Origin of the sequence: Syntrophomonas wolfei subsp. wolfei str. Goettingen G311 (assembly GCF_000014725.1) — a bacterium.
Lineage (GTDB): Bacteria > Bacillota > Syntrophomonadia > Syntrophomonadales > Syntrophomonadaceae > Syntrophomonas > Syntrophomonas wolfei.
Genome location: NC_008346.1, coordinates 2812649 through 2837373, shown reverse-complemented (window position 1 = coordinate 2837373; position 24725 = coordinate 2812649). Strand labels below are relative to the sequence as shown.

At 45.0% G+C, this 24725-nt stretch carries 16 protein-coding genes; 11 read left to right on the top strand and 5 right to left on the bottom strand.

Annotated elements, in window-relative coordinates:
• Nucleotides 1-107 precede the first annotated feature (107 nt).
• From brxC to SWOL_RS12865, 11 genes are all read left to right on the top strand, one after another.
• Nucleotides 108-3665: a BREX system P-loop protein BrxC gene (brxC, locus tag SWOL_RS12915; RefSeq protein WP_011641865.1), complete on the top strand. Its 3558-nt coding sequence runs from the start codon at nt 108-110 to the stop codon at nt 3663-3665.
• A 37-nt stretch (nt 3666-3702) separates the two neighbouring features.
• Nucleotides 3703-7254: a BREX-1 system adenine-specific DNA-methyltransferase PglX gene (pglX, locus tag SWOL_RS12910; protein ID WP_011641864.1), complete on the top strand. Its 3552-nt coding sequence runs from the start codon at nt 3703-3705 to the stop codon at nt 7252-7254.
• A gap of 724 nt (nt 7255-7978) precedes the next feature.
• The gene (locus SWOL_RS12900) at nt 7979-8287 is read left to right on the top strand and encodes a hypothetical protein (protein ID WP_207635300.1); all 309 of its coding nucleotides are present in this window, start codon (nt 7979-7981) and stop codon (nt 8285-8287) included.
• Nucleotides 8288-8388: 101 nt separating this feature from the next.
• Nucleotides 8389-8592, top strand: a complete 204-nt coding sequence (locus tag SWOL_RS12895) for a hypothetical protein (protein WP_041427609.1) — start codon at nt 8389-8391, stop codon at nt 8590-8592.
• Between the two features lie 116 nt (nt 8593-8708).
• The gene (gene pglZ, locus SWOL_RS12890) at nt 8709-11330 is read left to right on the top strand and encodes a BREX-1 system phosphatase PglZ type A (protein WP_011641860.1); all 2622 of its coding nucleotides are present in this window, start codon (nt 8709-8711) and stop codon (nt 11328-11330) included.
• 63 nt (nt 11331-11393) lie between these two features.
• Nucleotides 11394-13430: a protease Lon-related BREX system protein BrxL gene (gene brxL / locus SWOL_RS12885; RefSeq protein WP_011641859.1), complete on the top strand. Its 2037-nt coding sequence runs from the start codon at nt 11394-11396 to the stop codon at nt 13428-13430.
• 404 nt (nt 13431-13834) lie between these two features.
• Nucleotides 13835-14695 carry an Ig-like domain-containing domain gene (locus SWOL_RS12880; RefSeq protein WP_041427607.1) on the top strand — a complete coding sequence of 287 codons (861 nt, stop codon included), beginning with the start codon at nt 13835-13837 and terminating at the stop codon, nt 14693-14695.
• A gap of 27 nt (nt 14696-14722) precedes the next feature.
• Nucleotides 14723-15835, top strand: coding sequence for an ABC transporter substrate-binding protein (locus tag SWOL_RS12875; protein ID WP_011641857.1), 1113 nt, complete (start codon nt 14723-14725; stop codon nt 15833-15835).
• A gap of 32 nt (nt 15836-15867) precedes the next feature.
• Nucleotides 15868-16026 (top strand): hypothetical protein, encoded by a 159-nt coding sequence (locus tag SWOL_RS14490; RefSeq protein ID WP_155814242.1) that lies wholly within the window; start codon nt 15868-15870, stop codon nt 16024-16026.
• Nucleotides 16005-16733: a hypothetical protein gene (locus SWOL_RS12870; protein WP_011641856.1), complete on the top strand. Its 729-nt coding sequence runs from the start codon at nt 16005-16007 to the stop codon at nt 16731-16733. Before SWOL_RS14490 ends, SWOL_RS12870 begins: the two co-directional genes overlap by 22 nt.
• 256 nt (nt 16734-16989) lie before the next feature.
• Nucleotides 16990-17730, top strand: a complete 741-nt coding sequence (locus tag SWOL_RS12865; protein WP_011641855.1) for a hypothetical protein — start codon at nt 16990-16992, stop codon at nt 17728-17730.
• A gap of 189 nt (nt 17731-17919) precedes the next feature.
• On the opposite strand, the gene SWOL_RS13820 is transcribed toward SWOL_RS12865, so the two are convergent.
• From SWOL_RS13820 to SWOL_RS12840, 5 genes are all read right to left on the bottom strand, one after another.
• Nucleotides 17920-19779, bottom strand: coding sequence for a PAS domain S-box protein (locus SWOL_RS13820; protein WP_011641854.1), 1860 nt, complete (start codon nt 19777-19779; stop codon nt 17920-17922).
• Between the two features lie 301 nt (nt 19780-20080).
• A complete protein-coding gene (locus tag SWOL_RS12855; RefSeq protein WP_011641853.1) occupies nt 20081-20719 on the bottom strand; it encodes a PHP domain-containing protein in 639 nt (212 codons plus the stop codon).
• Between the two features lie 113 nt (nt 20720-20832).
• Nucleotides 20833-21810 (bottom strand): ABC transporter ATP-binding protein, encoded by a 978-nt coding sequence (locus tag SWOL_RS12850; RefSeq protein ID WP_011641852.1) that lies wholly within the window; start codon nt 21808-21810, stop codon nt 20833-20835.
• Nucleotides 21800-23623, bottom strand: a complete 1824-nt coding sequence (locus tag SWOL_RS12845) for an ABC transporter permease (protein ID WP_081424866.1) — start codon at nt 23621-23623, stop codon at nt 21800-21802. Before SWOL_RS12845 ends, SWOL_RS12850 begins: the two co-directional genes overlap by 11 nt.
• Nucleotides 23610-24653, bottom strand: coding sequence for an ABC transporter substrate-binding protein (locus SWOL_RS12840; protein WP_011641850.1), 1044 nt, complete (start codon nt 24651-24653; stop codon nt 23610-23612). Before SWOL_RS12840 ends, SWOL_RS12845 begins: the two co-directional genes overlap by 14 nt.
• Nucleotides 24654-24725: the final 72 nt, after the last annotated feature.

The following is a 24725-nucleotide window of genomic DNA, read 5'->3' as shown; positions in this document are numbered from 1 at the left end:
AATTCTGCCCATTCACCTCCCGCCTCTTTAATAAAACGTAAGTAAAATGTAAGCGGGAGAGGCTTTACATTCTTGCTAATAACAATTCAGGATAGGGAGGTTTACATATGCTGGTTCGGGAAATGTTTAAAAAGAAAATAGACCGGGAAATAAAAGGGGTCATCAAGGTTGCCCAGGATGATGAGGATAACCGCTACCAGGAACTGGACGAATATGTGGTTACCAGAGAGCTGCATAAGCATATCGCTAGCTTCTATCAAAACTATCAGAAGGGAATAGATGGCTATACCGATGAAATGGGAGTATGGATATCCGGTTTCTTCGGTTCCGGTAAATCTCACTTCTTAAAAATCCTTTCCTACCTCCTGGAAAACGATGAAGTTAAAGGTACAAAACCGGTCGCTTTCTTTACTGACAAGATAACTGATCAGGTTCTCTATGCCGATATCGAGCGGGCATCACGGGTAGAATGCGAAACTATCCTTTTTAATATAGATTCCAAAAGCCCACTGGGGATGAAAACTGATAAGGAAGCCATTCTTAAAGTTTTCCTGAAAGTATTCTATGAGCACCTGGGCTACTACGGCGATGATTTCAAGGTAGCCGAATTGGAAAAGTTTCTTAACCGGGAAGGGGTACTGGAGCAGTTTAAAACTGATTTTGCGGAAATAAAAGGAGAATCCTGGGAGGAACGGCGCAGTTGTTTCTTCTTTGATGAAGATGCAGTGGTGGCAGCGCTCAGTAAAAGTGCCGGTATGGCCGAGAACAGCGCCAGAAATTGGTTTAACCACAGCCAGAACCCTAAGCTGAGCATCGAGCAATTTGCCCAGGAAGTAAAGGACTATGTAGACAGTAAAGGGGAGAACTTCCACCTGGTATTTCTGGCCGATGAGGTGGGGCAGTACATTGGTGACAATAGTGAGATGATGTTAAACCTGCAGACCGTGGCCGAAGACCTGGGAACCCATTGCAAAGGTAAGGTGTGGGTCATTGTAACTTCCCAGGAAGATATTGATTCCGTTACCAAAGTAAAAGGCAACGATTTCTCCAAGATACAGGGCCGTTTCAAAACCCGCCTCAGCCTTTCAGCGGCCTCAGTTGATGAAGTCATCAAGAAAAGAATCCTGGAAAAATCGGAGTATGCCGCCGATAAACTGCGTTTAATTTACAGTGAACAGGCGGCTGCCCTGAAAAATCTCATCCATTTTTCCGAAGGCACGGTAGCTGATTTAAAGGGATACGGTGGTGAAGAAGATTTCTCTGCTACCTATCCCTTTGTACCTTATCAGTTCAAACTCCTGCAGGAGGTATTTACCCAGATTAGGAAGTATGGGGCCAGCGGCAAACACCTGTCCGAAGGAGAAAGGTCGATGCTGTCTGCCTTTCAGGATGCCGCCTGTAAATATGCCGATGAAGAGGCGGGGGTGCTCATTCCCTTTTATGCCTTTTATGATTCGGTACATGCGTTTTTAGATGGCAGCATCCAGCGGGTCATTATCCGGGCGGGTGAAGCTGCTTATAATAAGGAAGGACTAAAAGCCGGGGATGTTGAGGTTTTAAAGCTCTTATTCCTCATTCGCTACATAGGGGATATTCCGGCCAACCTGGACAACATTGCCACCCTCATGATATCCGGGGTAAACGAAGATAAACTAAGTTTAAAAGAAAGCATTAAGGCAGCCCTGAACCGGCTTATTTCCCAAAATTATGTGCAGAAAAATGCAGATGAATACCGTTTCTTAACTGATGACGAGCAGGATATCAACCGGGAAATCAGAAACACGGTAATTGACGGGAATGCTGTGGTGGAGGAAATTGGCAACTATATATTCAATGATATTTACGAGGATCAGAAGTACCAGTATAGCAAACGCTATCCTATCCCTTTTAACCGCAAAATAGACGAGAGCAACATAGGCAGTCAAACTGCCCGTATGGGACTTCGTATCTTAACCCGGGCTTCTGATGATTATGATGCTGATGAAGCCGAACTGAAGATGGTCTCAGCCGGAAATAATGACCTGATTATCCGCCTGGATGAAAGCAGTGACTATTTTGAAGAGATGCAAGCAGCCTTAAAAATAGAACGCTTTGATAAAATCAAGCAGACTAACCTGCCCGCCAACCTGAAAAAGATTATGGCTGAGAAACAGGAAGAAGCCCGCGAGCGTAAAAGCCGGGCTAAAAGAATGCTGGAGGATGCCCTGCTTAAGGGACGCCATTATACCAATGGAGAAAGAATCGATCCTCGCGGCAGCAGTGCCCGGGAAAAGATGAATAACGGGCTGAAACTGCTGGCAGAAAGCGTTTATAACAAACTGCCCTATGTAAAAGAATTCCTGGACAACGACCAGGATATTTTGGATATCCTGAACCGAAAGCTGGAACAGTTCACCATAATAGGAAGCGGGGAAGAACTTAACCAGTTAGCCCTGGATGAAATCTTAAGCTACATAGACCTGCAGGAGGCGAAGCACCTGCAGATTACCATGAAAAACCTGCTGGATAAGTTTGAAGATGCCCCTTATGGCTGGCGGGAAATTGACATCGCCGGCATGGTCGCCACCCTGTTTAAGCAGCAAAAAATTCGTCTGCACTACCAGGGGGCTTATTTGGAAACAAGCGATAAAGCTATTCCCGCTTACCTGCGTAAAAAGACCGAGGTAGAGAAAATCCTGATTAAGAAACGGGTCAGCCTGGATGAAAAGCTGGTTAAAACCGCCCGCGAAATTGGCAAAGATTTATTCAACGTGGTTAATTTACCCTCCGATGAAGATGGCTTGATGCGGGAGCTATTAGCAAAGATAACGGATAAAACGGGTCAGATTGAGCGCGACTATCTCCGCCATTATGAAGGCAGGAAATACCCCGGTAAAGACCTGGTCATGCAGGGCCTAAACATTTTCCAGGAACTGCAGCATTATAAACAGGATCACAGCATCCTGCTGAGCAAACTGAAAGAATACCAGGACGATTTGTTGGACTGGGATGAAAATATGAAAATGATACAGAACTTCTTCAAGCATCAGCAGGTTATTTTTGATAAGGGACTTAATATGGTAAAACGGATTGAAAACAACCAGAGCTACTTGCAGGAAAAGGAATTCATGGACAAAAACGCAGAATTACAGGCTATTATCGCCGACCCGGCGCCCTACCACAAGATTTCTCAGATTCCAGACCTGAGCTCCTGGCTGGATAAACAGTTTGAGGAAAGGCTGAACCTGCATAAAGAGGATAGCCGAACCAAAGTGCAAAAAGATTATGAACAACTGCAAAAAGCCCTGCTGCAGTATGGTCTGGGTAATGGGGAGCGACAGAAGTTTACTGTCGGCATCAACAGCTGGTATGAGGATAAATATAAATATATTGATGACAGCATTGGTTTTGAGCGGCTGGACGCCGCTATTCAACAGAGTGCGAATTACCGGGATAAGATGCTGGCTGAAATCAAAGCCGCCCTGGAAGCCAAACAGGGTAAAATTGCTGGAGGTGACGAGGGAGATCCGGTTAATGAACCGGAAATCCATATGCTGGAACTCAAAGAAATCGCCCTGGTGGACGCCCTTCGCACGGAAGCAGATGTAGATAATTATGTAAACAGCCTGGGCAAAAAGCTCAAGGGTCTGATAAAGGAGAGAAAGGTTATTCGCTTTGGGAGATAAGGAGTACCCCTCACTCCTCACGCGAAAGGTGGTAGCTATGAACAAATCCAATCTGCGCAATTTTGCCGTTATGGCCAGAACTGAACTTATAGAACGGGTTAAGCAAAAGGCTTATGAACTGGGCATTACTGAAGAAAAGGTAAAAAAAGCCCGGATTGAAGCTAGTGATGCCATATACATAAACGGAAAAGCCTTGGACAGTGTGCAGGTCAAACAAAGAGACAGCCTCATTGCCGCCATTGACAAAAAAGGCTATACCCAGGTAATGGAGGAAATCGCTTACACCTGGTTCAACCGCTTTTGCGCCCTGCGCTTTATGGAGATTAATGATTACCTGCCCACCGGGGTCAGGGTTTTATCCTCCACGGTTGCGGGAAGTGTAGAGCCTGATATTATGCGGGAAGCCTTTAACCTGGATTTTGATTTTAGCGGGGATAAGGAGCGCGAAACTTACCGGGAAAAGGTCTATGAAATGAAAGAAAAGAATGATCAGAACGGGCTTTTTAAGTACCTGGTGATTAAACAATGCAACAGCCTGCATGATATCCTGCCCTTTTTATTTGAAAAGATTGAGGATTGTAGCGAAATCCTCTTTCCCGACAATCTTCTGCAGGAAAACTCCTTCCTGCGAAATATGACCAATCCGGAAATTATCCCCGAAGAGGACTGGCAGGAAGTTGAAATCATCGGCTGGCTCTACCAGTATTACATATCAGAGAAAAAGGATGAGGTCTTTGCCAACCTGAAGAAGAATATCAAAATCAGCAAAGAGAACATTCCGGCAGCGACCCAGCTTTTCACCCCCCACTGGATTGTAGGCTACCTGGCGGAAAACTCCCTGGGACGCCTGTGGATGCTCAATCACCCTCAATCCCGCCTGATAGAAAAAATGGAATACTATATTAAGCCGGAGCAGGATGAGGAAGATTACCTGATTATTAAGTCCCCGGAAGAGATAAAAGTCTGTGACCCGGCCTGTGGCTCCGGCCACATGCTGGTTTATGCCTTCGATTTGCTCTACGCTATCTACGAAGAAGCCGGCTATATGCCGACAGAGATTCCGGAAAAGATTCTCACCCACAACCTCTACGGCATCGAAATCGATAAGCGGGCCGGAGAACTGGCAGCTTTTGCCCTGGTGATGAAAGCCCGGCAGAAACATCGCCGTTTTTTCCGCCAAGGAATTCAGCCCCATATATGTGTACTGGAAAACATCCATTTTGAAGAAGACGAACTTAAAAACTATCAGGAAGAAATCGGTCACGACCTGTTTACTGCTAATCTCTTTCCCACCTTGAGGCTATTCGAGGAAGCAGATAACTTCGGTTCCCTGATTCGTCCGGTTATCACCGATGTCTCCGATATCCTGCAGCTGCTGGAAGCCCAAGACCTCTCCGGCAACCTCTTCTTTAATGCCACCCATCAAAAGGTATTACAGGCATTGCAACAGGTAGACTACCTTAGCCCCAAATACCATGTGGTAATCGCCAACCCGCCCTATATGGGGGGGAGGGGTATGAATGGGCGGCTGAAGGTCTTTGCTGATAAGAATTACCCCGACAGTAAATCGGACTTATTTGCCATGTTTATTGAGCGTGGGTTTGATTTGATTGTTGAACGTGGATATAATGCCATGGTTACAATGCAGAGCTGGATGTTCCTATCATCCTTTGAAAAGCTACGTGAGAGCATTCTCAATAAATATACAATTATCTCAATGGCACATCTGGGTGCCAGGGCATTTGATAGCATTGGTGGTGAAGTAGTCTCAACTACGGCTTTTGTTATTAACAACGACCATTACCAGGAATATAAAGGCGCTTATTTGCGGTTAGTTGACGGAAGAAATGAAGCTGAAAAAGAAGAGGAGTTAATATTAACACGGGACAATCCATACCGGGCCTCCGCCGCTGATTTCAAAAAAATACCAGGATCGCCGATTACGTATTGGGTGAGTGAGAAAATATATAAAATTATAGATAATTCTCAAAAGCTTGGTGATATTTCTGAAGCTCGAATGGGTTTAGCAACGGGAAATAACGATAGATATACGCGTTTATGGTTTGAGTGTAGTCTTAAGAATATAGGTTTTTCTATGCTTAACAGAACCCATGCACAAAAAAGTGCTTTAAAGTGGTTCCCTTATTGTAAGGGTGGTAATTTTAGAAGGTGGTATGGAAATAACGAGTATGTTGTTGATTGGTACAATGATGGTAAACAATTACAATGTAATATGCATCCATCTGGGACAAGAGTGTGGGCTCATAATTTCAATTTAGACTACATTTTCTGTGATTCAATTACATGGTCGGATATAACATCTGGAATATTATCGGTTCGATTCAACGATAAAGGATTTTTATTTGATGGCTCTGGAACATGTGCATTTTTCAAGGATAGCAATCAAAAGCTTGCGGCGCTTGGTTTGCTAAATACATCGTTTGTTCGAGATTTTTCCAAAGTACTTAATCCTACATTACATTTTCAAACAGGGGATTATCGTGTTATTCCTTACAGGACTGAATTGGAGAATAGAGATTTCCTTTTTGGCGTTAGAAAACTGATTAATCTATCTCGTATCGACTGGGACTCCTACGAAACCTCCTGGGATTTCACCGAACTCCCCTTATTAAAACCGGAGTACCATGAACCAACCCTCCAGGAAACCTATCAAGGCCTCCGCACTCACTGGCAGGAAATGACCCTGGAGATACAGCGTCTGGAAGAGGAGAATAACCGCATCTTCATTGACGCCTATAGTCTGCAGGATGAACTGACCCCGGAAGTACCCTTGTCCGAGATAACCCTGACCTGTAATCCCTACTACCGCTATGGTGATGATAAAAGCGAGGAAGAACTGGAAGAACGTTTGCTGCTGGACACCATCAAGGAATACATCTCCTACGCCGTAGGCTGCATGTTTGGTCGCTACTCCCTGGATCAGGAAGGACTGGCCTTTGCCGGGGGCGATTTCGAGCCATCATTATATAAGACCTTCCCGGCCGATCGGGATAATGTCATTCCCATATTGGCAGAGGATTACTTCAGCGATGACATAGTTACCCGCTTTGTTGATTTTGTCCGCATTACTTTCGGTGCAGCAACCCTGGAGGAAAACCTGGAGTTCATTGCCGACACCCTGGGTAAAAGAGCCAAAGAAACCGCTCGTGACACCATCCGCCGCTATTTTTTGAACGATTTTTACAAAGACCATGTCCAGACCTATAAAAAGCGCCCCATCTACTGGCTGTTTACCTCCGGCAAGGAGAAGGCCTTCAATGCCCTGGTCTACCTGCACCGCTATCAACCCGCTACGGTTGCTATTCTTCGCACCGACTACCTGCATCGCCTGCAGGACGTGCTGGAGGTGGAGAAACAGCATTTACAGCGTACCATAAATGACGAAGCCGGAAGCAGCTCGGCCCGCAAGGCCGCCAAAGAACTGACCCAATTGGACAAACAAACCCTGGAACTGAAAAAATATGAAGAACTGGTCCACCACTACGCCGACATGCGCATCCCCCTTGACCTCGATGACGGCGTTAAAGTCAACTACGCCAAACTGGGCGAATTGCTGGCGAAGATTTAATATAAACCGGTAGAATTCAACGGGTTTAGAAAAGAAGTGGATTAAACACATTCATTTATACTGTTAATCATGTATCACTGATAGGTAGCCAGGTAAGTGGTTCTATGCAAGGTATTGGCTGGGGACCATTATATAAATAGAAAATTCTTGCCTCATTTGGCTTGAGTTTTACTTGACTGTCAGTTGACTGTTACTTGATTACCGATTACTTAAAGCATTAAAATACACAAGCTATTGGGGAAAGGAAAATAGAGAACACTATATGTTGATTGTTTTAGTTTACTCTTTACTTGACTCAGGTCTGATGTAATGGTGTAGAGACGTAAGAATGCTTAATTTATGTGTAAAATATCTTTTTTCCCATCAGAGTTTCGCCGAAATGAGCAAGGAGGACCGCATACGCGCGTGTTATCTTCATGCCTGCTTAAAAAGAGTAAATAGAGAATATGTAACCAATGCATCATTGAGAGAGCGATTTAATATTGAAACAAAAAATAGCTCGATGATTTCAAGATTATTAAAGCAAACGATGGAAAGGGGATTGATTAAACTGGCCGATGAAACCGCCTCTGATAAACACAAGAAGTACTTGCCTTTCTGGGCTTAAGTTTTACTTGACTGTAAGTTGACTGATCCGTGAAAAACATATGAAATGCATTTTAATAAGGGCTAAAAACAGGCGTTTGTGCAATATGCTAATAGTGATATTTACTTGACTGGTGTAATGCTCGTCTACCTGCACCGCTATCAACCCGCTATGGTTGCTATTCTTCGCACCGACTACCTGCATCGCCTGCAGGACGTCTTGGAGGTGGAGAAACAGCATTTACAGCGCACCATAAATGACGAAGCCGGAAGCAGCTCGGCCCGCAAGGCCGCCAAAGAACTCACCCGGCTGGACAAACAAACCCTGGAACTGAAAAAATACGAAGAACTGGTCCACCACTACGCCGACATGCACATCCCCCTCGACCTCGATGACGGCGTCAAAGTCAACTATGCTAAACTGGGCGAACTGTTGGCTAAGATCTAAAGAAATTGCGATTATTGATATCAATATATAAATAACTTATACTTTAATAAACTATGAGAGGGAGCGTATTATGCGAGTTTATCTTCTGGAGGGTGATTTTGATGAAAACGGATAGCCTGATCAGAAGTGAAGGAATGAAAATCTTAGTAGAGCATCTTGGGAAGGTGGAGGCAGAAAGGTTTATAGCCCTTATCATGAGAGAACCATTTGATTATACGAAGTGGCAGGAGAATCTCTGGCCAGACAAAACGGTAAAAGAGGTCAGTAAAGCTGCCATGAAACATAGAAAGCACTCTTCAGTTTAATTCGCATAAAGGTTTTAAAGCTTGTTTATAACTATATTGTTCTAGCCAATGAACAGTCCACCGGTGATATATTATCGGTGGACAAAGTTTATTAAGCCCAAACAGCGGAGGAAAAGATGGAACGGGAACAGATTGAGCAGAGTTTGAATAAAAAGTTTGAGGAAGCCCTGAGACCGGGGGAAAAACGAAAGATTATCTTCTGGTACGATAGCGAGGGACAGTTTGCTGATTTAATTAATGAACTGCATCTGCAACCGGCCAGGGTGCACCAGCTTACCGGGCACAACTATTTTTACACCAAATATCTACTGGAAGTGGACGATACTGAATCTAATTATTTAATCTATGCCAACCACCGGCCGGCTCGCGATGAGGATAACTGGCTGATTGATACATACCTTTATTCCTATGAATTTTATGCTGACCGCCTCCTGCTACAGATGGAAGAACTGGGCATCCCGCTGTCTTTAAGACCACAGGTTAAACATTATGAGAAATTCTTCAAGAATGCTGAGCGCCGTAAAAGGTTGGCCGGTTATCGGGAATGGGGACATGCCCCGGGGATACCCCGGACCGGGAATGTCACCCATGGGGAAGATGATGTCTCCAAAGATGCCAGTTACGATGAGGCCACTCTGGAGATTGCTATGATGTCGGCCTTATGTGGATTAAAATATCCGGATCAGCAGGAAGTCTATAAAAAGGTGCTGGGCAGTGGTTTAGAGGAACAGAACAACCGGTTTCTCTCCGATATCAAACGTTTTATGGACGAAGAGGTTTTTTGGAAGCATGCCGGCAGGTATTTTGGCTACACCCGTGAAGAACACTCCCTGCCCAAACTAGCTGCCCATATCTTAATTAATAGCCTGCGGCGCATCCTTGATGATAAACACCTCCAACCCTTGCAAGAATACCTGGCTGACCCAGGTAAGGGAAACTGCATTTATTTTGTTGACCACTGGATGAATAACCAGACCGATAACGACAGGTATGAAACGCTGTCCGGCGCTGTAGACAGAACCATGGGTATTGCCGGGCGGATAGAGGATATCCCGGTGGAGGAACTGGGCGAATGCGATGGTTTTGAGTGCTTCGACCAGAGAATTCTTGGTTACATCCAGGAATCTATCGGTAATCAGGTGGAAAACTATGATTTCTGCCTTAACCTTATTAAAGCCCGGCGTACCAAACACTGGTACCAAAAATACGAAAACATTTATGAAGCCCTGTATCACCTGTTAAAAATAATGGATTTAAAGAAAACTCTGGCGCCGATTCCCATGGTAGGAGTAAAAGAACTATGGGAAGGCTATGCCCAAAACTATTTTTTAGTTGATTATCATTACCGTAATTTCTACTGGCATTATGACCAGAATCCGGTGGAATTCTTAAAGCCCCTGCGGGCACTGGTGGAAAATATCTATAGCAACTGGTTTTTGCAGGAACTGGGTACGGCCTGGTCGCACGCCCTGGAAAGCAATCCTCCGGGCTGGCAGGTGGACGGGGTTACTCGGCAGCAGAATTTTTATAAGCGGGAAATAGAACCCATGATTAATGGGGGTGAACGTTGTTTTGTTATCATTTCCGATGCCCTGCGCTATGAAGTGGCCGTGGATATCGCCATTCGCCTGAACCAGGAAACGCTAGCTACCGTAAGCCTGGATACCATGCTGGGGGTTCTGCCCTCAACCACACCTTATGGTATGGCGGCCCTCCTGCCCCACCGGGGACTGAGATTGAACCAGAATCAACAGGTATTGGCCGATAACCGGAAAACTGATAGCCTGCAAGAACGGGAACAAGTTTTGCAGAATTGGGTATCAGATGCCGTGGCCACGCATTGCCAGACGCTTATCGATATGAACAAAGAAGCCCGGCGAGAATTGGTGAAAGGGAAAAAGTTAATCTATATCTACCATGATAGTATTGATGCCACCGGACATACCGCCGCCACCGAAGTGAAGGTATTTGATGCGGTGGGGCAGAGCCGGGAGGAAATCTATCGTTTAATCCGCCTGATTCGGGACGATTTGGGTGGGGTCAATATTTTTGTGACGGCCGACCATGGTTTTCTGTACCGGCGGGATCCGCTGCCGGAAAGCGATAAAATGAAAAAGGAAACGGTAGCGGCATTTGCAGAGAAAAGGCGCTATCTGCTCAGTTATAAGGAAGTGGAAAGCGAGGCCTTGATGCGCTTTAAACCGGATTATATTAGCTCCGAGGAAGGTGCCTTATGGGTTTACGTACCCCGCTCGGCTATTCGCTTTAAGGTACAGGGAGCAGGAGCCAACTTCGTCCACGGCGGCGCCGCTCTGCAGGAGGTTATGGTTCCTTTAATCAAGTACAAGGCTTTGCGGGGTTCCAACCGACGGAAGAAGGAAGAAAACAAGGTCAAAGTTAAACTGACAAACGAATCCCGTAAGATAAGCAATACCCTGTTTAGCCTGGAATTCTTCCAGAGCGAAAAAGTGGATGAAGAACACCTGCCCCGAACGGTTGAAGTTTATATGGAAGATGAGAACGGCAAGATAATCTCCAACCGGGAAATACTTATTGTCGACAAGCGCTCCGACAAACCGGCTGAACGCAGCCATAAAGCGAAATTAACTTTAAAAACCGGGCCCTATGATAAACAGAAGGACTATTTCCTGATAGTCAGGGATGCAGATACGGAATTAATTGAAGAGAAAATTCCTTTTAAAATCAACATAGCATTTAGCTCCGATTTTGATTTGTAAGAACAGGGGCGGGGGAAGCATCCTCACCCCGTACTCCTTACTACATAAAGCGAGGCGAAGATAATGGAAACGTCGTATTTGGATGCCAAACTGAATCGGCATTTTGCGGGCCGGGTAGTTCGCAAAGACCTGACCGGGATGATTAAACAGGGAGCAAACGTTCCTACTTACGTTTTAGAATATCTCCTGGGGATGTACTGTGCCACCGATGATGAAGAAGCTATCCATGATGGGGTGGAGCGGGTTAAAAAAATCCTGGCGGATAACTTCGTCCGTCCTGATGAAGCGGAAAAAGTTAAATCACGTATTAAAGAATTGGGTCAGTATACGGTAATTGATAAATTAACCGTAAAACTCAACGAAAAGCGTGATATCTATGAAGCCGAGTTTTCCAACCTGGGTATTAAAGGGGTAGCGGTCAGCTCCGAGTATGTAAAAAAGTACGAGAAGCTATTAGCGGGTGGCATTTGGGCGATTCTTAAAATGGAGTATTTCTATGATGAGGAAAACCGGCACAATAATCCCTTCAGCATTGTAAGCTTGAAACCCATTCAGATGCCCAACATGGATTTAAATGAGATAAAGGTAGGACGCAAGCAGTTTACCAAAGACGAATGGATAGATCTGCTGATTCGTTCCACCGGCCTGGAGCCAACTCAGTTAGAACCGGTGGTGAAGTGGCATTTGCTGCTGCGGTTGGTGCCGCTGGTGGAAAATAATTATAACCTGTGTGAACTGGGGCCGCGGGGAACCGGCAAATCCCATGTTTATAAGGAGATTTCCCCCAACTCAATATTGGTCTCCGGGGGGCAGACTACGGTGGCCAATCTATTTTATAATATGTCCACCCGTTCGATTGGATTAGTCGGCTTATGGGATTGTGTGGCCTTTGACGAAGTGGCCGGGATTCACTTTAAAGATAAAGACGGCATCCAGATTATGAAGGATTACATGGCTTCGGCCTCTTTTGCCCGCGGCAAAGAAGAGAAAAACGCCAATGCCTCCATGGTCTTCGTGGGTAATATCAACGAGAGCCTGGATTTCTTGTTAAAAACCTCGCACCTGTTTGCTCCCTTCCCGGAAGGAATGGCCAATGACAGTGCTTTTTTTGACCGCATGCACTACTATTTGCCTGGTTGGGAGATTCCTAAAATGCGTCCCGAGCTGATTACCCATAATTATGGATTTATTGTGGATTATCTGGCCGAGTACCTGCGGGAGATGAGAAAACAGAGCTTTGCGGATGCCATTGACCGCTATTTTAAGCTGGGGAATAACCTTAACCAGCGGGATGTTATTGCCGTTCGCAAAACTGTATCGGGAATGATGAAACTACTCTATCCCCACGGAGAATATACCTGTGATGATGTAGCTGAAATCCTGGAATATGCCCTGGTGGGCCGCCGCCGGGTAAAAGAGCAACTCAAGAAAATCGGGGGTATGGAATTTTATGATGTGCATTTCTCTTACATTGACCGGGAAACCCTGGAGGAGAAATTCGTTTCCGTCCCCGAGCAGGGAGGGGGAAAACTTATTCCGGAAGGGCTGGGCAAACCTGGTCATGTTTATCTGATAGGCAAGGGCGACTCCGGGATGATAGGGGTCTTCAAACTGGAGAATCAGGCCGTATCCGGAACTGGCAAATTTGAAAGAACCGGTCTGGGCTCCCGTAAAGAGGTAAAAGAAAGTATCGACACCGCTTTCCGCTACTTCACGGCCAATTGTAAAAATGTCAGCAGCGGTATCACCACCAAAAACAAAGACTACCTTATGCATGCCACCGACCTGCAGGGTATCGGTATGAATGCAGAATTAGCCCTGGCCGAGTTTATCGGCCTTTGCTCATCCGCCCTGGACCGACCGGTACAGGAAAGCCTGGTGGTATTGGGCAATATCACCGTTTCCGGCACCATTGAAAAAATCTCCGATTTCGCCAATGTGCTGCAGGTCTGTGTAGATGCTGGTGCCAAACGCGTACTTATCCCGGCCGTATCAGTAGTTGACCTCCAGAATGTCCCCCCGGAACTGCTGATTAAAGTACAACCAATCTTCTATTCCGATCCCATTGATGCGGTGTTCAAGGCGTTAGGGGCGGTGTAGGATTTGTTGACATGGTAGCCTTCATTTGCTCAGTTATTACGTCAGGATAATTTATTCAAGGGGAAATAGAGTTATTTCAAGCTGTGGGATGATTTATCCATTGACCCTTTTATTATCCGGGGTATTATAGATAAGGGATTATTATTTTTTCCATGGATAATTAAAAACTGACTCTACTGCAAAAACCCTTTTTGTTGCATAAGGGTTGCATAAATATACAAAGCCTGATTCGGAACAACACGGGGGTCGTTCCTATACACCCTTCGATCGCTTTTAAGGTAGCTGAGCGGTATATATGCACGCTAATGTATATTTATAACTTTTTGCAGTGACATCAAAACTTAAGTTGATATACGGCTTTTTGGTAAATTCGGCCATAAAGATTTAAAAGGGGGTTGCTATTGGTGATTATTAAAATGAAGAATAAGTCAAGCTTATGGGCCATTATAGTACTGGCCGTACTGGCTTGTGCACTATTGGTGCTGCCGGCAATGGCAGAAGGTGATGGCGATGGTAGCGGCGGAGGCAAGGGTGTTCCGCTGGGACTGACCTCATCTAATCCTGCGGATGGTCAGAAGGATGTTCCTGTAAAGGGGGACATACAACTTACTTTTAATAAGAATGTAATATTTTTAGGGATAAGGGAGGCTAATAAAACCTGTTTTTCACTGTCTGCTGCCGATGGCAGCCAGGTGCCGATTGAAGTGATAATGGCTGATGACCAGCTGGAATTCGAAAAAAGAAGGGATATTGCGCTGCGACCATTAGAAGAACTTAAGCCGGGAACAGCCTATGTGGTAAGGATATCACCCCAGTTGCAGGCGAAAAATGGTACCAGTTTGGATCATGAGGTAAGGGTTAATTTTGTTACCGCAGGAAAGGCTGCGGCTGTCGAAAAACCGGTGAGTGAAGCGGTGGTGGAAAAAAATCCGGTTGAGGTAAAAAAACCAGCAGCCAATCTGCCAGACAATGCGGCTGATGTAAGTCCTGGAACCGGTCAAGCAGTGACAGAACCGGCGGGGAAGACTGAGAATAAAGCGCCAGCAGTAGAAAATAGTAGCAAGACGGTAAGCGAGAATAATACAGAGGTAAAAAAAGAAGAGACCAAGACAGTAAAGGAACCGACGAAATCCGCCGAGAAAGCACCGCTTAAGGAAGCGGAGGAAGCTGAAAAGAGTCCTTTTCCCGGCTATGCAGCTATAGCGGGAGTGGTATTGGTAGCAGGAGCGGGATATATCTTTCTTAGAAAAGGAAAGATGAAATAGAGGTGCGGAATAGAAGAGGGGAACATAATGAAAATGATAAAAAAATATAATAATAAAGCTATTTTGCGCAGCTTATTGATCGTATTCCTACTACTAAGCCTGTTGCTGTCTAGTGCTTGCAGTAAAGAGGAAAACAGGGAAACAGTACCTTCTGCAAATACCAGGACGATTACGGATTGTATCGGTCGGGAAGTAAAAGTCCCGGTCCAAATAAACCGGATCGCCTGCCTCTGCCCGGAATCAGCATACACTCTAGCTATGTTTGGCCAGGGGGATAAAATGGTAGCGGTGGTAGGTGGGGTTAAGAGAGATCTTATCCTTACGGAAATGTATCCCGGGATAAAAGATTTGCCAGTACCTAAGAGCAGTGCCGTAATAAATATTGAGGAATTGGTGAAAACTGACCCCGATGTAGTTTTTGTTAAGAAAGATAGCTTCAGTAGTGAAGCTGAGGTTCAGAAGCTAAACAAAAGCAAGCTTCCCTTCCTGGTAATAGATTTTAACAGTATGAAAGAACAACAGTATGCGATAGAAATGATGGGCTTGGTATTAGGTGCAGATGATAAGGCCCAAAAATTCAATGACTATTATCAAAATTGCATTGAGCGCGTGCAAAAACGGGTAGGACTTATTCCCCAGGAGAAAAGGGCAAAGGTTTACCACTCTATTAACGAAGCTACCCGTACGGATATAAAAGGGAGTCTTTCGGCGGACTGGCTTGAGGCGGCTGGAGCTGACAATGTTTCGATCGATAAGAATTTAAAGACCTTGGAGGGAAAGTATTTCGCCAGCCTGGAACAGATTTTATTATGGAATCCTGAGGTAATATTGGTAAATGAAATAGGAGTAGCCGATTATATTTTGACTAATACTCAATGGGCACCCTTGCAGGCGGTGAAAAACAAGAAGGTTTGGCAGTTACCCAATGGTATATCCCGCTGGGGTCATCCCTCTTCGCCCGAAACCCCCCTGGCAATTTTGTGGACGGCCCAGACCTTATATCCGGAGAAGTTTCTTGACCTGGATATGGCGGCGGAAACCAGATCATTTTATAAGGATTTCTTCGGGCTGGAACTATCGGAGGAAGTAGTTGACAGAATTATTGCCGGGGAAGGGATGCGTATAGCTCGTTCCCAGTAAATAAAGGGTCTTTTTTCAACAGATCAAGCTATATGAGTGAAGGTTGCCCCCGTAGCGATGGTCTCAACGCCACTGGGATATTGAATTTTCAGGGAGTAGTTGGGATGATCGGCAACGGGCAGGTTGATATATCACATCTGATCCTGGAAGACAGGGAGGAATTACTTAAATGGAAATATATGTTGCTATAGACGATACGGACAGCCTGGAATTTGGGGCTACCGGTCAATCTGCCAATGAACTGCGCAGGCTCATTGAAGATAAGGGTTGGGGGAAAAGCGAAGCGGTAACCCGGCACCAGCTATTATTGCATCCAGATATACCATATACTTCCCATAATAGCTCCATGTGTTTTAAGGCAGTTATTGGGGGCGACAACTTGGATGAATTCATCACTTCTGCGGCCAAATTTCTCCAGGAAACCAGTGCAGCAGGCTCAGATCCAGGATTGTGTGTAGCTGTGAAAGAACGGATAAAAAACCTGGAGGAACTGTTGAGCTTTGGATACAAGGCCAAAGTCGAAATTTTGAGCAAGGCAGAAGCCTATAAAACGGCGGAACACTGTGGCCTTCATCTCTCTGAACACGGCGGTACCGGATTGGGCATAATCGGGGCCTTAGCCGGTATTGGATTGCGGATAACCGGAAATGATGGAAGATTCCAGGGAAGAATTCAGCTGGGCAATAGTGGCGAAACAATTGCTGTAGGGGAAATTATTGCGCAAACAGAAATAGATGAAGTACGATCGATAGACGGGCAGGTACTGGCTAGCGATGAAACACTGGTAATAGGTGAGAAAATTAAAAGCGTTCTGCTTGAGGGTAAAAGGATACTCCTGGTTTATCGTGAGGGAGGAGCCTGGCATAGTTGTAATAATAAGCAACTGAAGAATTATTGATTCTACTACAAAAAGCCATAAATATGCATGAGGCAACCTTAATAGTGACATCCGAAGGATTGAACATCAGGCGTACCCGACAGGGTGCAGGGTGAAGCGTTCCTCGCGACATCCTCTCGCCCCCTTTCGCCGCTCGCTTTCGCCGGGTGTCGCACCTTGCTCCGCCAATCGCTTTGTATATTTATGCAACCCCTATGCAACAAAAGGGGTTTTTGCAGTGAAGTCATTATTAGAATTACATCGGAGGTTGCCGCTAATGAAAATATTTGTTGCTATTGATGACTCTCGTCAGCTTGATGGAGGTAAAGCGGGAGAAACCGCTTCTTTATTAGGTAAATTCATAGAAGAAAATGGCTGGGGCAGATCTAGTATTCCCAGCCGGCACCGGCTTTACCCTCATCCTGATACAGCTTGTAAAAAACATAATACCGCCCGCAGTTTTTCGGCAGACATTGGCGAGCAATACCTGGCAGATTTTATTGATTATGCCTGCAGATTGGTAAGATCCACTGGCACTCCTGATTCAAATGCCGGATTGGCGGTGGCTATCCCGGAGCTTATGGAAAATCCTGATGAGCTGATCGAATATGCCTACCGGGCTAAAGAAGGATTGGTAAGCCAGGATGAAGCACTCAAATTCAAGAATAAGCCCGGCCTATATCTATTCGAATTAAATGGCAGTGGACGAGGAATAATCGGGGCGCTGGCCGGAGCAGGACTACGCATCACCGGAAATGATGGGCAGTTTCGGGGAAAATTGCAAATAGGTACGGGGGAAGACTATATAGCCTCAGTAAAGGAAATTATAGATAAAAGCTATGTAGAACAAGTTAAAAATATGGATTTTGAAAATATCAGCGATAGTGAATATGTTCGCATGGGGGAAAAGGTAAAAATAGTCTTGCTGGATAATAAATACACCTTAATGGTGTTTCCTACCGAGATTGAATACCCGAAGTGGCAGACCAGTACCACTCACATGTTGCGGGTATTTTAACGGCTGCCGGCAAATAGCGCCTCCCCTCCATAGTCGTACTAACCCCCCATGGCCCAGGGGCCACAACCACCAATGAAAAATGAGTTAGTAGGCGCTGAAATAGTAAAATTTAGTAGGAAATAAATTAAACCCCTCACCCCTTACCCCTCACTTTTCTTACTAACTTAATTACGACCGCAGGGAGCAAAATCAAATCAACTTGCAAAAGATTTTTACCAGCTTGGGGTCGAATTGGGTACCGGCACATTTTCTTATTTCGTTGCGGACTTCGGCAATACTCAGGGCTTTTTTGTATGGACGACCGGAAATCATAACATCAAAGGCATCAATTATGGCGAGTATGCGAGAGATAAGGGGTATTTCTTCTGCTTTTAAACCCAGAGGGTAACCCTTGCCATCCCAGCGTTCGTGATGGGCCAGGATGGCTCCGGCGATGGGAGCCAGTTCGGGTAGGGTTAAAGCAATGCGATAACCGGTTTCGGGATGCTTCTTTACTATTTCCCATTCTTCGGGGGAAAGCGGGGCAGGCTTATCCAGGATTTCATTGGGTATGGCTATATTGCCGACATCGTGCAAGACGGCCAGCAGCCTGAGATCGTCTAACTCACTCTCGGGCAAGCCCATCCTGACACCTAATTGTTCGGCCAGCTCTTTTACATGCTGACAATGTTCTTCCGTTTCGTGGCTTTTGGCCCAGAGGGTCTGCTGCAAGGAGAGCAGAAAGGAACTGCGAGCACTCTTGCTCTCCAGTAATTTATTGCGGTACATCTTATCTTCTGCTTCCTTAATAATAGCCTGTACATCCTGCAGGCTGTCATTTTTGCTGGCGGTACCCAGGGAAATACTTATGGGAATGGGAAAATCGCCGCTGCTTTGGGATTTTTCTTGAATCCGCTCACATATTCTTTCCGCGCAATGGGCCTTGGTTTTAGGCAGCAGTATTATAAACTCGTCCCCTCCCCAGCGAGCTATTATATCCTCTTTGCGACAGGATTTTCTAAGTATTTCCGCGGCCTTGCGCAATAGCCGGTCGCCACTTTCGTGACCCAGGGCATCGTTGATGAGCTTCAAGCCGTTGACATCTCCTATAATCAGGCTCAGGGGCAATTGCCTTTCTGTATCGAGTCGGCTTAACTCTTCTTCGAAAAAGGCCCGGTTATAAAGCCCGGTCAGTTTATCATTAAAGCTCAGATACTTGACCTGAGCTTCGGCCTTTTTGCGCTCAGTGATATCCATGAAGGAAACTACCGAGTCGCTGGTTCCAGGAATCAAATCTACCGTGATGAAAATATCTTTAGTTTTCTGCTCTTTGTCCAGCAGCCTGAATTCATAGTGGGAGGGAGCAAGCTCCGGGTCAATTCTCCGTTGTTGATGATACTCTATCATTCGTTCCCGGTCGTCCGGGTGTACGAATATAGGCCATTTCATGCTATTTTCAATCTCTTCTTTGCAATAGCCGGAAAGTTCTTCAAACTCACTGTTAACTAGGGATATCGACAAATCTTTATCAAAAATCATCATGGCTGTTCCCGTGGTCTCAAAAATGGTTCGGTAAAGAACTTCGGATTGGCGCAGAGCCTCCTCAAAGTGCTTGCGTTCGCTGATATCAAAGAGGGAACCGATAAGGGCCGGCTGTCCTTCATATTGAATAGGGTTAGCATATATCTCCACCCAGATTTCTTTCCCGCTCCGGTTTAGCAGTTTCATTTCATACTTTTCAAATTGGTTTTCCCCTCTTTGCCAGGCCAGGGCTTTGCTTTTAACCGAATCCTGGAAATCAGGATGAATAAATTCCCAAAACTCCATAACCAGGTACTCTTCCTCGCTGTATTCCGTTAGGACGAAAAATTTGGGATTGACATAACGCAAACGGTTGTTTTGCAGGACAAATATCAAGGCGGGAGATGATTCAGCCAGGCCCCGAAAACGGACTTCGCTTTCCTGCAATGCCTCCAGGGTTTGGCGGTTTTCCCTGGCCTGAGCTAAATCTTCCTGCAATTGCTTAATCTCATTCAGCAAAGCTATCGATGCGTTGTCTTTATTACCCATATTTACCCCCGTTTTTATTCTTTATGGATGATTAAGGTTTCTGATAGGATATTGCACCGGAAGGGGGTTTTTAATAGAAGCTGGGAGATAAAAGCAATCATGAATACTAATAAATGCTATTTATAATATTGCAAAAAAGCTAAAGGCTTTATTGGTAATAGAACCCTCCGGGAAAAACAGGACAAATTGCCCATTGTTTTAGCTGATAATAGTCTTATTCCACGAAAAATGAGCTCTTCCTGCCAAGATAAAAAAATATAATTAGGTGATGTCACTGCTTTCACCTTCAACCAACGCTCGTCTATCCAATTGGCGGGATAACTGTCCATTTCGCATCCGCGGAATGGTTATAGGCTACAGGATATACTTTGCCCATTTTGATAGCCTCAATCAAATCTTTTTCATCTTTTAGTCCGTTCGGGAATACGGTGGCAAACTTGCCCAGTGCCTCCGTGTTATGAGCATCACTGGCTCCAAAAACCGGGATGCCCAGTTCCATGGCCAAATCACAGGCTTTCATATTGTTGGCATGGTCGGTACTACCATTAAAGGCTTCAACCCCATGAAGGTCTTTATGTTCCCGGATAGAATTGCCCATACCCCGGTTGTTCTGTCTGAACGGATGAGCACTTATCGCTACGCCATTTGCTTTATTAACCAAATCCAGCAGATAACGGGCCGATACTCTTTCTTCGGGAAGGCGTTCCAGACCAAATACAATCACATCACCTTCCCAGGTAAAAACCTCCGCACCAACAAAGATTGGATAACCCATCTGTTTCCTGTACTCATGCGCCCTGGCCATAATTTCATTGCTATCATGATCGGTTATGCAGATGCCATCCAGACCAATAATCCTGGCCTGGGCAACGATTTCCTCCAATGTCATCTTACTATCGTCCGAAGTTGGATAGGCGTGAATATGGGTATCAATAATCATTATTATCATCCTTCCTTACAGAATAATCCTCCCCATCAAGCGGGGACGGTTTTTGATTTTAAAAAAATGTAAATGCCGCAATAAAACCTGGTTTTCTTGTCATGAGACTTATTTTATGGTACAAAAAACCTGTCCCCCTGTCCCGTTTGTCCTAACTGATGGGTGATGGTCACATTGACGCGATCGCCCTGCATGAATTTACTGTTTTCTTTACCCAGGGCAACTACCTCCAGGGTGGTATCTTCAGCGGAAATGATGTATTCGGTATGTTGACCCATGAAGGTAATAGATGATATGGTATAATCGCCTTGAGCATTTTTTGCCATTTTAATATCTTCCGGTCGAACCATAATAGTTTCCCCTGCCCGGGTTAAAATGTTCGATTTTCCTATAAAACCGGCCACATAATCACTTATGGGGTAGAAATATATCTCCCGCGGGGTTCCAATCTGGATGGCATATCCTTTATCCATTACGACTATTCTATCCGAAAGACTTAATGCTTCAGATTGGTCGTGTGTTACGAAAATCATCGTAATACCTAATTGCCGCTGCAAACTTTTTAACTCTTCGCGGAGACTATGACGTAAACTGGCATCCAAATTACTTAATGGCTCATCCAACAGCATTATCCTGGGATTCGTAGCCATCGCCCTGGCCAGGGCTACTCGCTGCTGCTGACCGCCGCTGAGATTGCCAATTTTGCTTTTTTCATATCCCCCCAGCCGAACAATGTTTATATACTCCCGGGCCAGACTTAATGCCTGTTTCTTTTTTTCTTTTCTATAAAAACGAATTCCATAGGCCACGTTTTCCAGCACATTCAGGTGAGGAAAAAGGGCATAGCTTTGAAACACGGTGGAAACAGGCCGCTTCTCCGGCGGCAAATGAGTAATATCTCTCCCTTCGATCCAGATTCCTCCTCGGTCTGGCTGCAGAAAACCTCCGATAAGATTCAGGGTGGTGGTTTTTCCACAACCTGATGGTCCTAATAGGGTGATAAATTCTCCTTCCGCTACCGTTAAATTAAAATCCCTTACGCCATTGTCTTTATCAAATAATTTGGTTATTCCTTTGAGTTCAAGCAACATATTGTTTCCCCCCTTCCCGGCCCAGATATTTTATGGCTGCTAAATTAACCGCTACCGTAACAATAATAAGAACACTGGCTATAACAGCACCTAAACCGTATTGTCCATTAGTTATATCTTTAAACATCAATACACTGGCAACTACATTTCGGGGTGAAACCAGGAAAATAATGGCCCCCACCGTGGTCATACAAGCGGTAAAGGTATTGATAAAACTTAGCAGGAAGGTTGATTTGAGCAGCGGGAAAATAACCGTGGTTAAAATTCTTACCGGCGAAGCCCCTAAATCTCGGGCAGCCATTTCCAGGCGCCGGTCGAGATTCTCGAAAGCTGCATTGGCTGCCTTATTTCCTACCGATATATGCCTGAAGGTACAGTTAAGCACCAGAATAGCGGTTGTTCCAGTCAACAACAGGGGATGATTATTAAATCCAACAATATAACCCAGGCCAAAAAATATTCCTGGTATTATATAGGGCAAAGAAGCGATAAATTCTATGGGTTTCATCAGCGGCAGTTGCCGCCTGTGAGTGTAATAGGACAAAAGAATTCCAATAACAGAAGCCAGTATTCCTGCTATAACCGCCATGCGCAAACTGCGATAAACCGCTGGCAAATAAGCAAATTGGAATGCTTCGATATGTTTCCAGGTAAAGGTCAATTTCCCAGAATCATTTATGGTTACTGCTGATAATAAGATATTTCCATATTTTAACAACATGAGGAAAAAGAACAGGCCGGTTATTATTCCCAGAGCAATCCTGATAAAAAGCGGTAATCTAAAATTCAGGCCTTCTCCTCCCAGAGCTTTTACTCCATCTGCCAGGAAATTGTTTTTCTCCAGATTTCTGCGATAAAAATAGAAGGCAATAATAGCCGGCGGGATCAACAGTACCGACATGGCTGCTGCCTTGCCCAAATCTGCTGCGGAAAAAACCGTCATGTAGGCTTCAGTGGCCAGAACCTTGAATTTTCCGCCAATAATAATAGGTGTCCCGAAATCCGCCATATTTATCGTAAACAGCAGAAATAAAACCGACAAGATAGCGGGATAGATAGATGGAAGAATAACCCTATGCAGTGTTTGAATCGCACTTGCACCAAGGTCTCTGGAGGCCAGAATCAAGCGTTTGTCAATTGCGTTCAAGGCAGATATCAACATAATTGCAGCCAGAGAAATCAAACCCAGGGTTTGGAGAAGAACAATTCCCTGCCATCCATAAGGATTAATACTTAATCCTAAAAGATTGTAAGTTATAAGCCCCCTCCGGCCAAACAGCATTATAAGTGCCAGAGCTGACACAAAAGGAGGGGAAATCAAGGTGATCATCAAGAGACGATAAATTAATGCTCCTATCCTTTCTTTTTGCAGGAAGGTATAAAGAGCAATACATAGCGCCAAAAAAGTCCCCAGTACCGAGGATAATGTGGAAACGAAAAGACTGTTCTTGATTAATTTCAAATTCCCCGGACTTAATAAATCCCGGTAATTATCGAGCGAAAAAACACCACGCTGATAAACACTGGTGGAAATTACCATGAAAATAGGATACAGGATAAAGAGGAGCAGACTCCCTACTACCAGAAAAAGCATAATCCTATCGATTAATACATCGAAGGAAAGAGGGCTTTTATTCCCTCTTCCCTTCCATATGATTTTATTTTTCAGTAACGTCGCATACCTTGGACATTGCATGAATGATTCTCTTCCCCTGTACTCCACAATATAATAAACAGCCGGTATCCCCAAAATCAAATCCTGCGGATTTCCTATCCTGACAATAATGGAATCTCCCTGATTATTTTTCGCCAACCAGGTCTTTCCATTTTTCCAGAATTACTACTCGTTCTTTTCCCATACGCTCCAGATCAAATTTAACCAGTTTGCTTTTATCCAAACCGCTCATGATTTCAGGTGCATCCACATCACTTCTGGCCATTATTCTGGCATCGGCTTCCCTTAAAATATTTTGTCCGTCATAGGAAAGATACCAGTCGATAAGAGCCTTGGCAGCATCGAGATTTTCCGTATTTTTAAATATAGCAATAGGTGCCGGTGTCCAGGGAATTAAATCTTGCGGATATACCACCCTGGTTGGTCTGGTTTCTCCCACATTGAAGGTTCCGCCAGTAATGGCTACAACACCAACGGCGAATTCGCCCGCCCCTACCTTTTCAAGAGGTTCCCCGCCGCCTTTGGCATAAAAATCAATATTACTGTCCAATGCTTCGAAATACTTCCAAGCTCTTTCTTCACCCCAGGCTTGAATCAAGCCGCTTACAATAGCGTAGCTGGTACCTGAAATAGCTGGATTGGGCATGCTTATTTCGCCGCGATATTTAGGATCAGCCAGGTCCTCCCAGGTCTTGGGTGCTTCCAGGCCCTTTTCTTTTAGAATATCTTCGTTAACAATAAAACCAGCTGGAACAAGGGCTAAACCTGAAAAATAGCCATCTTTATCCACATATTGCGGATCAATCGCGGAAAGTTCAGGTGATTTATATGCTTCCAGATATCCTAAATCCCTGGCATTAAGATAGCTGTCTACCCCGCCGCCAAACCAAATGTCTGCAGTAGTTTTTCCATCTTCAGCCTGCAGCTTGGCCAAAGCAGAACCGGTTGACATCTCCAGCCACTCTATCTTGATACCGGTGGCTTCTGTAAAGGCATCAAACGACTTGTCTGCTCCCCCATAGGCTACCAATAATTCCAGGGTTGTTCCGGCAAAAGGTTTTTCATCCGTTTTTCCCTGCTCTGCGGGCTCGGTCTTGCCGCACGCGGTCAGGGCAAGAGCCATTACCAGGATCATTGCCAGTATTAACGGCTTCCAATTTTTCATCATTATATTCCCCTCTTCAATAATTTTTTGTGCAATCTCACCTGTTTCTGTGTACCTGCAATTGTATTTACAGGT

What these genes read in the sequence shown, in the direction of transcription:
- SWOL_RS12895 (WP_041427609.1), top strand. Translation starts at nt 8,389, where the DNA reads ATGAAAACGGATAGCCTGATCAGAAGTGAAGGAATGAAAATCTTAGTA.
- pglZ (WP_011641860.1), top strand. Translation starts at nt 8,709, where the DNA reads ATGGAACGGGAACAGATTGAGCAGAGTTTGAATAAAAAGTTTGAGGAA.
- SWOL_RS12870 (WP_011641856.1), top strand. Translation starts at nt 16,005, where the DNA reads ATGGAAATATATGTTGCTATAGACGATACGGACAGCCTGGAATTTGGG.
- SWOL_RS12855 (WP_011641853.1), bottom strand. Translation starts at nt 20,719, where the DNA reads ATGATTATTGATACCCATATTCACGCCTATCCAACTTCGGACGATAGT.
- SWOL_RS14490 (WP_155814242.1), top strand. Translation starts at nt 15,868, where the DNA reads ATGAGTGAAGGTTGCCCCCGTAGCGATGGTCTCAACGCCACTGGGATA.
- SWOL_RS12850 (WP_011641852.1), bottom strand. Translation starts at nt 21,810, where the DNA reads ATGTTGCTTGAACTCAAAGGAATAACCAAATTATTTGATAAAGACAAT.
- brxC (WP_011641865.1), top strand. Translation starts at nt 108, where the DNA reads ATGCTGGTTCGGGAAATGTTTAAAAAGAAAATAGACCGGGAAATAAAA.
- pglX (WP_011641864.1), top strand. Translation starts at nt 3,703, where the DNA reads ATGAACAAATCCAATCTGCGCAATTTTGCCGTTATGGCCAGAACTGAA.
- SWOL_RS12865 (WP_011641855.1), top strand. Translation starts at nt 16,990, where the DNA reads ATGAAAATATTTGTTGCTATTGATGACTCTCGTCAGCTTGATGGAGGT.
- brxL (WP_011641859.1), top strand. Translation starts at nt 11,394, where the DNA reads ATGGAAACGTCGTATTTGGATGCCAAACTGAATCGGCATTTTGCGGGC.
- SWOL_RS12875 (WP_011641857.1), top strand. Translation starts at nt 14,723, where the DNA reads ATGAAAATGATAAAAAAATATAATAATAAAGCTATTTTGCGCAGCTTA.
- SWOL_RS12900 (WP_207635300.1), top strand. Translation starts at nt 7,979, where the DNA reads ATGCTCGTCTACCTGCACCGCTATCAACCCGCTATGGTTGCTATTCTT.
- SWOL_RS12840 (WP_011641850.1), bottom strand. Translation starts at nt 24,653, where the DNA reads ATGATGAAAAATTGGAAGCCGTTAATACTGGCAATGATCCTGGTAATG.
- SWOL_RS13820 (WP_011641854.1), bottom strand. Translation starts at nt 19,779, where the DNA reads ATGGGTAATAAAGACAACGCATCGATAGCTTTGCTGAATGAGATTAAG.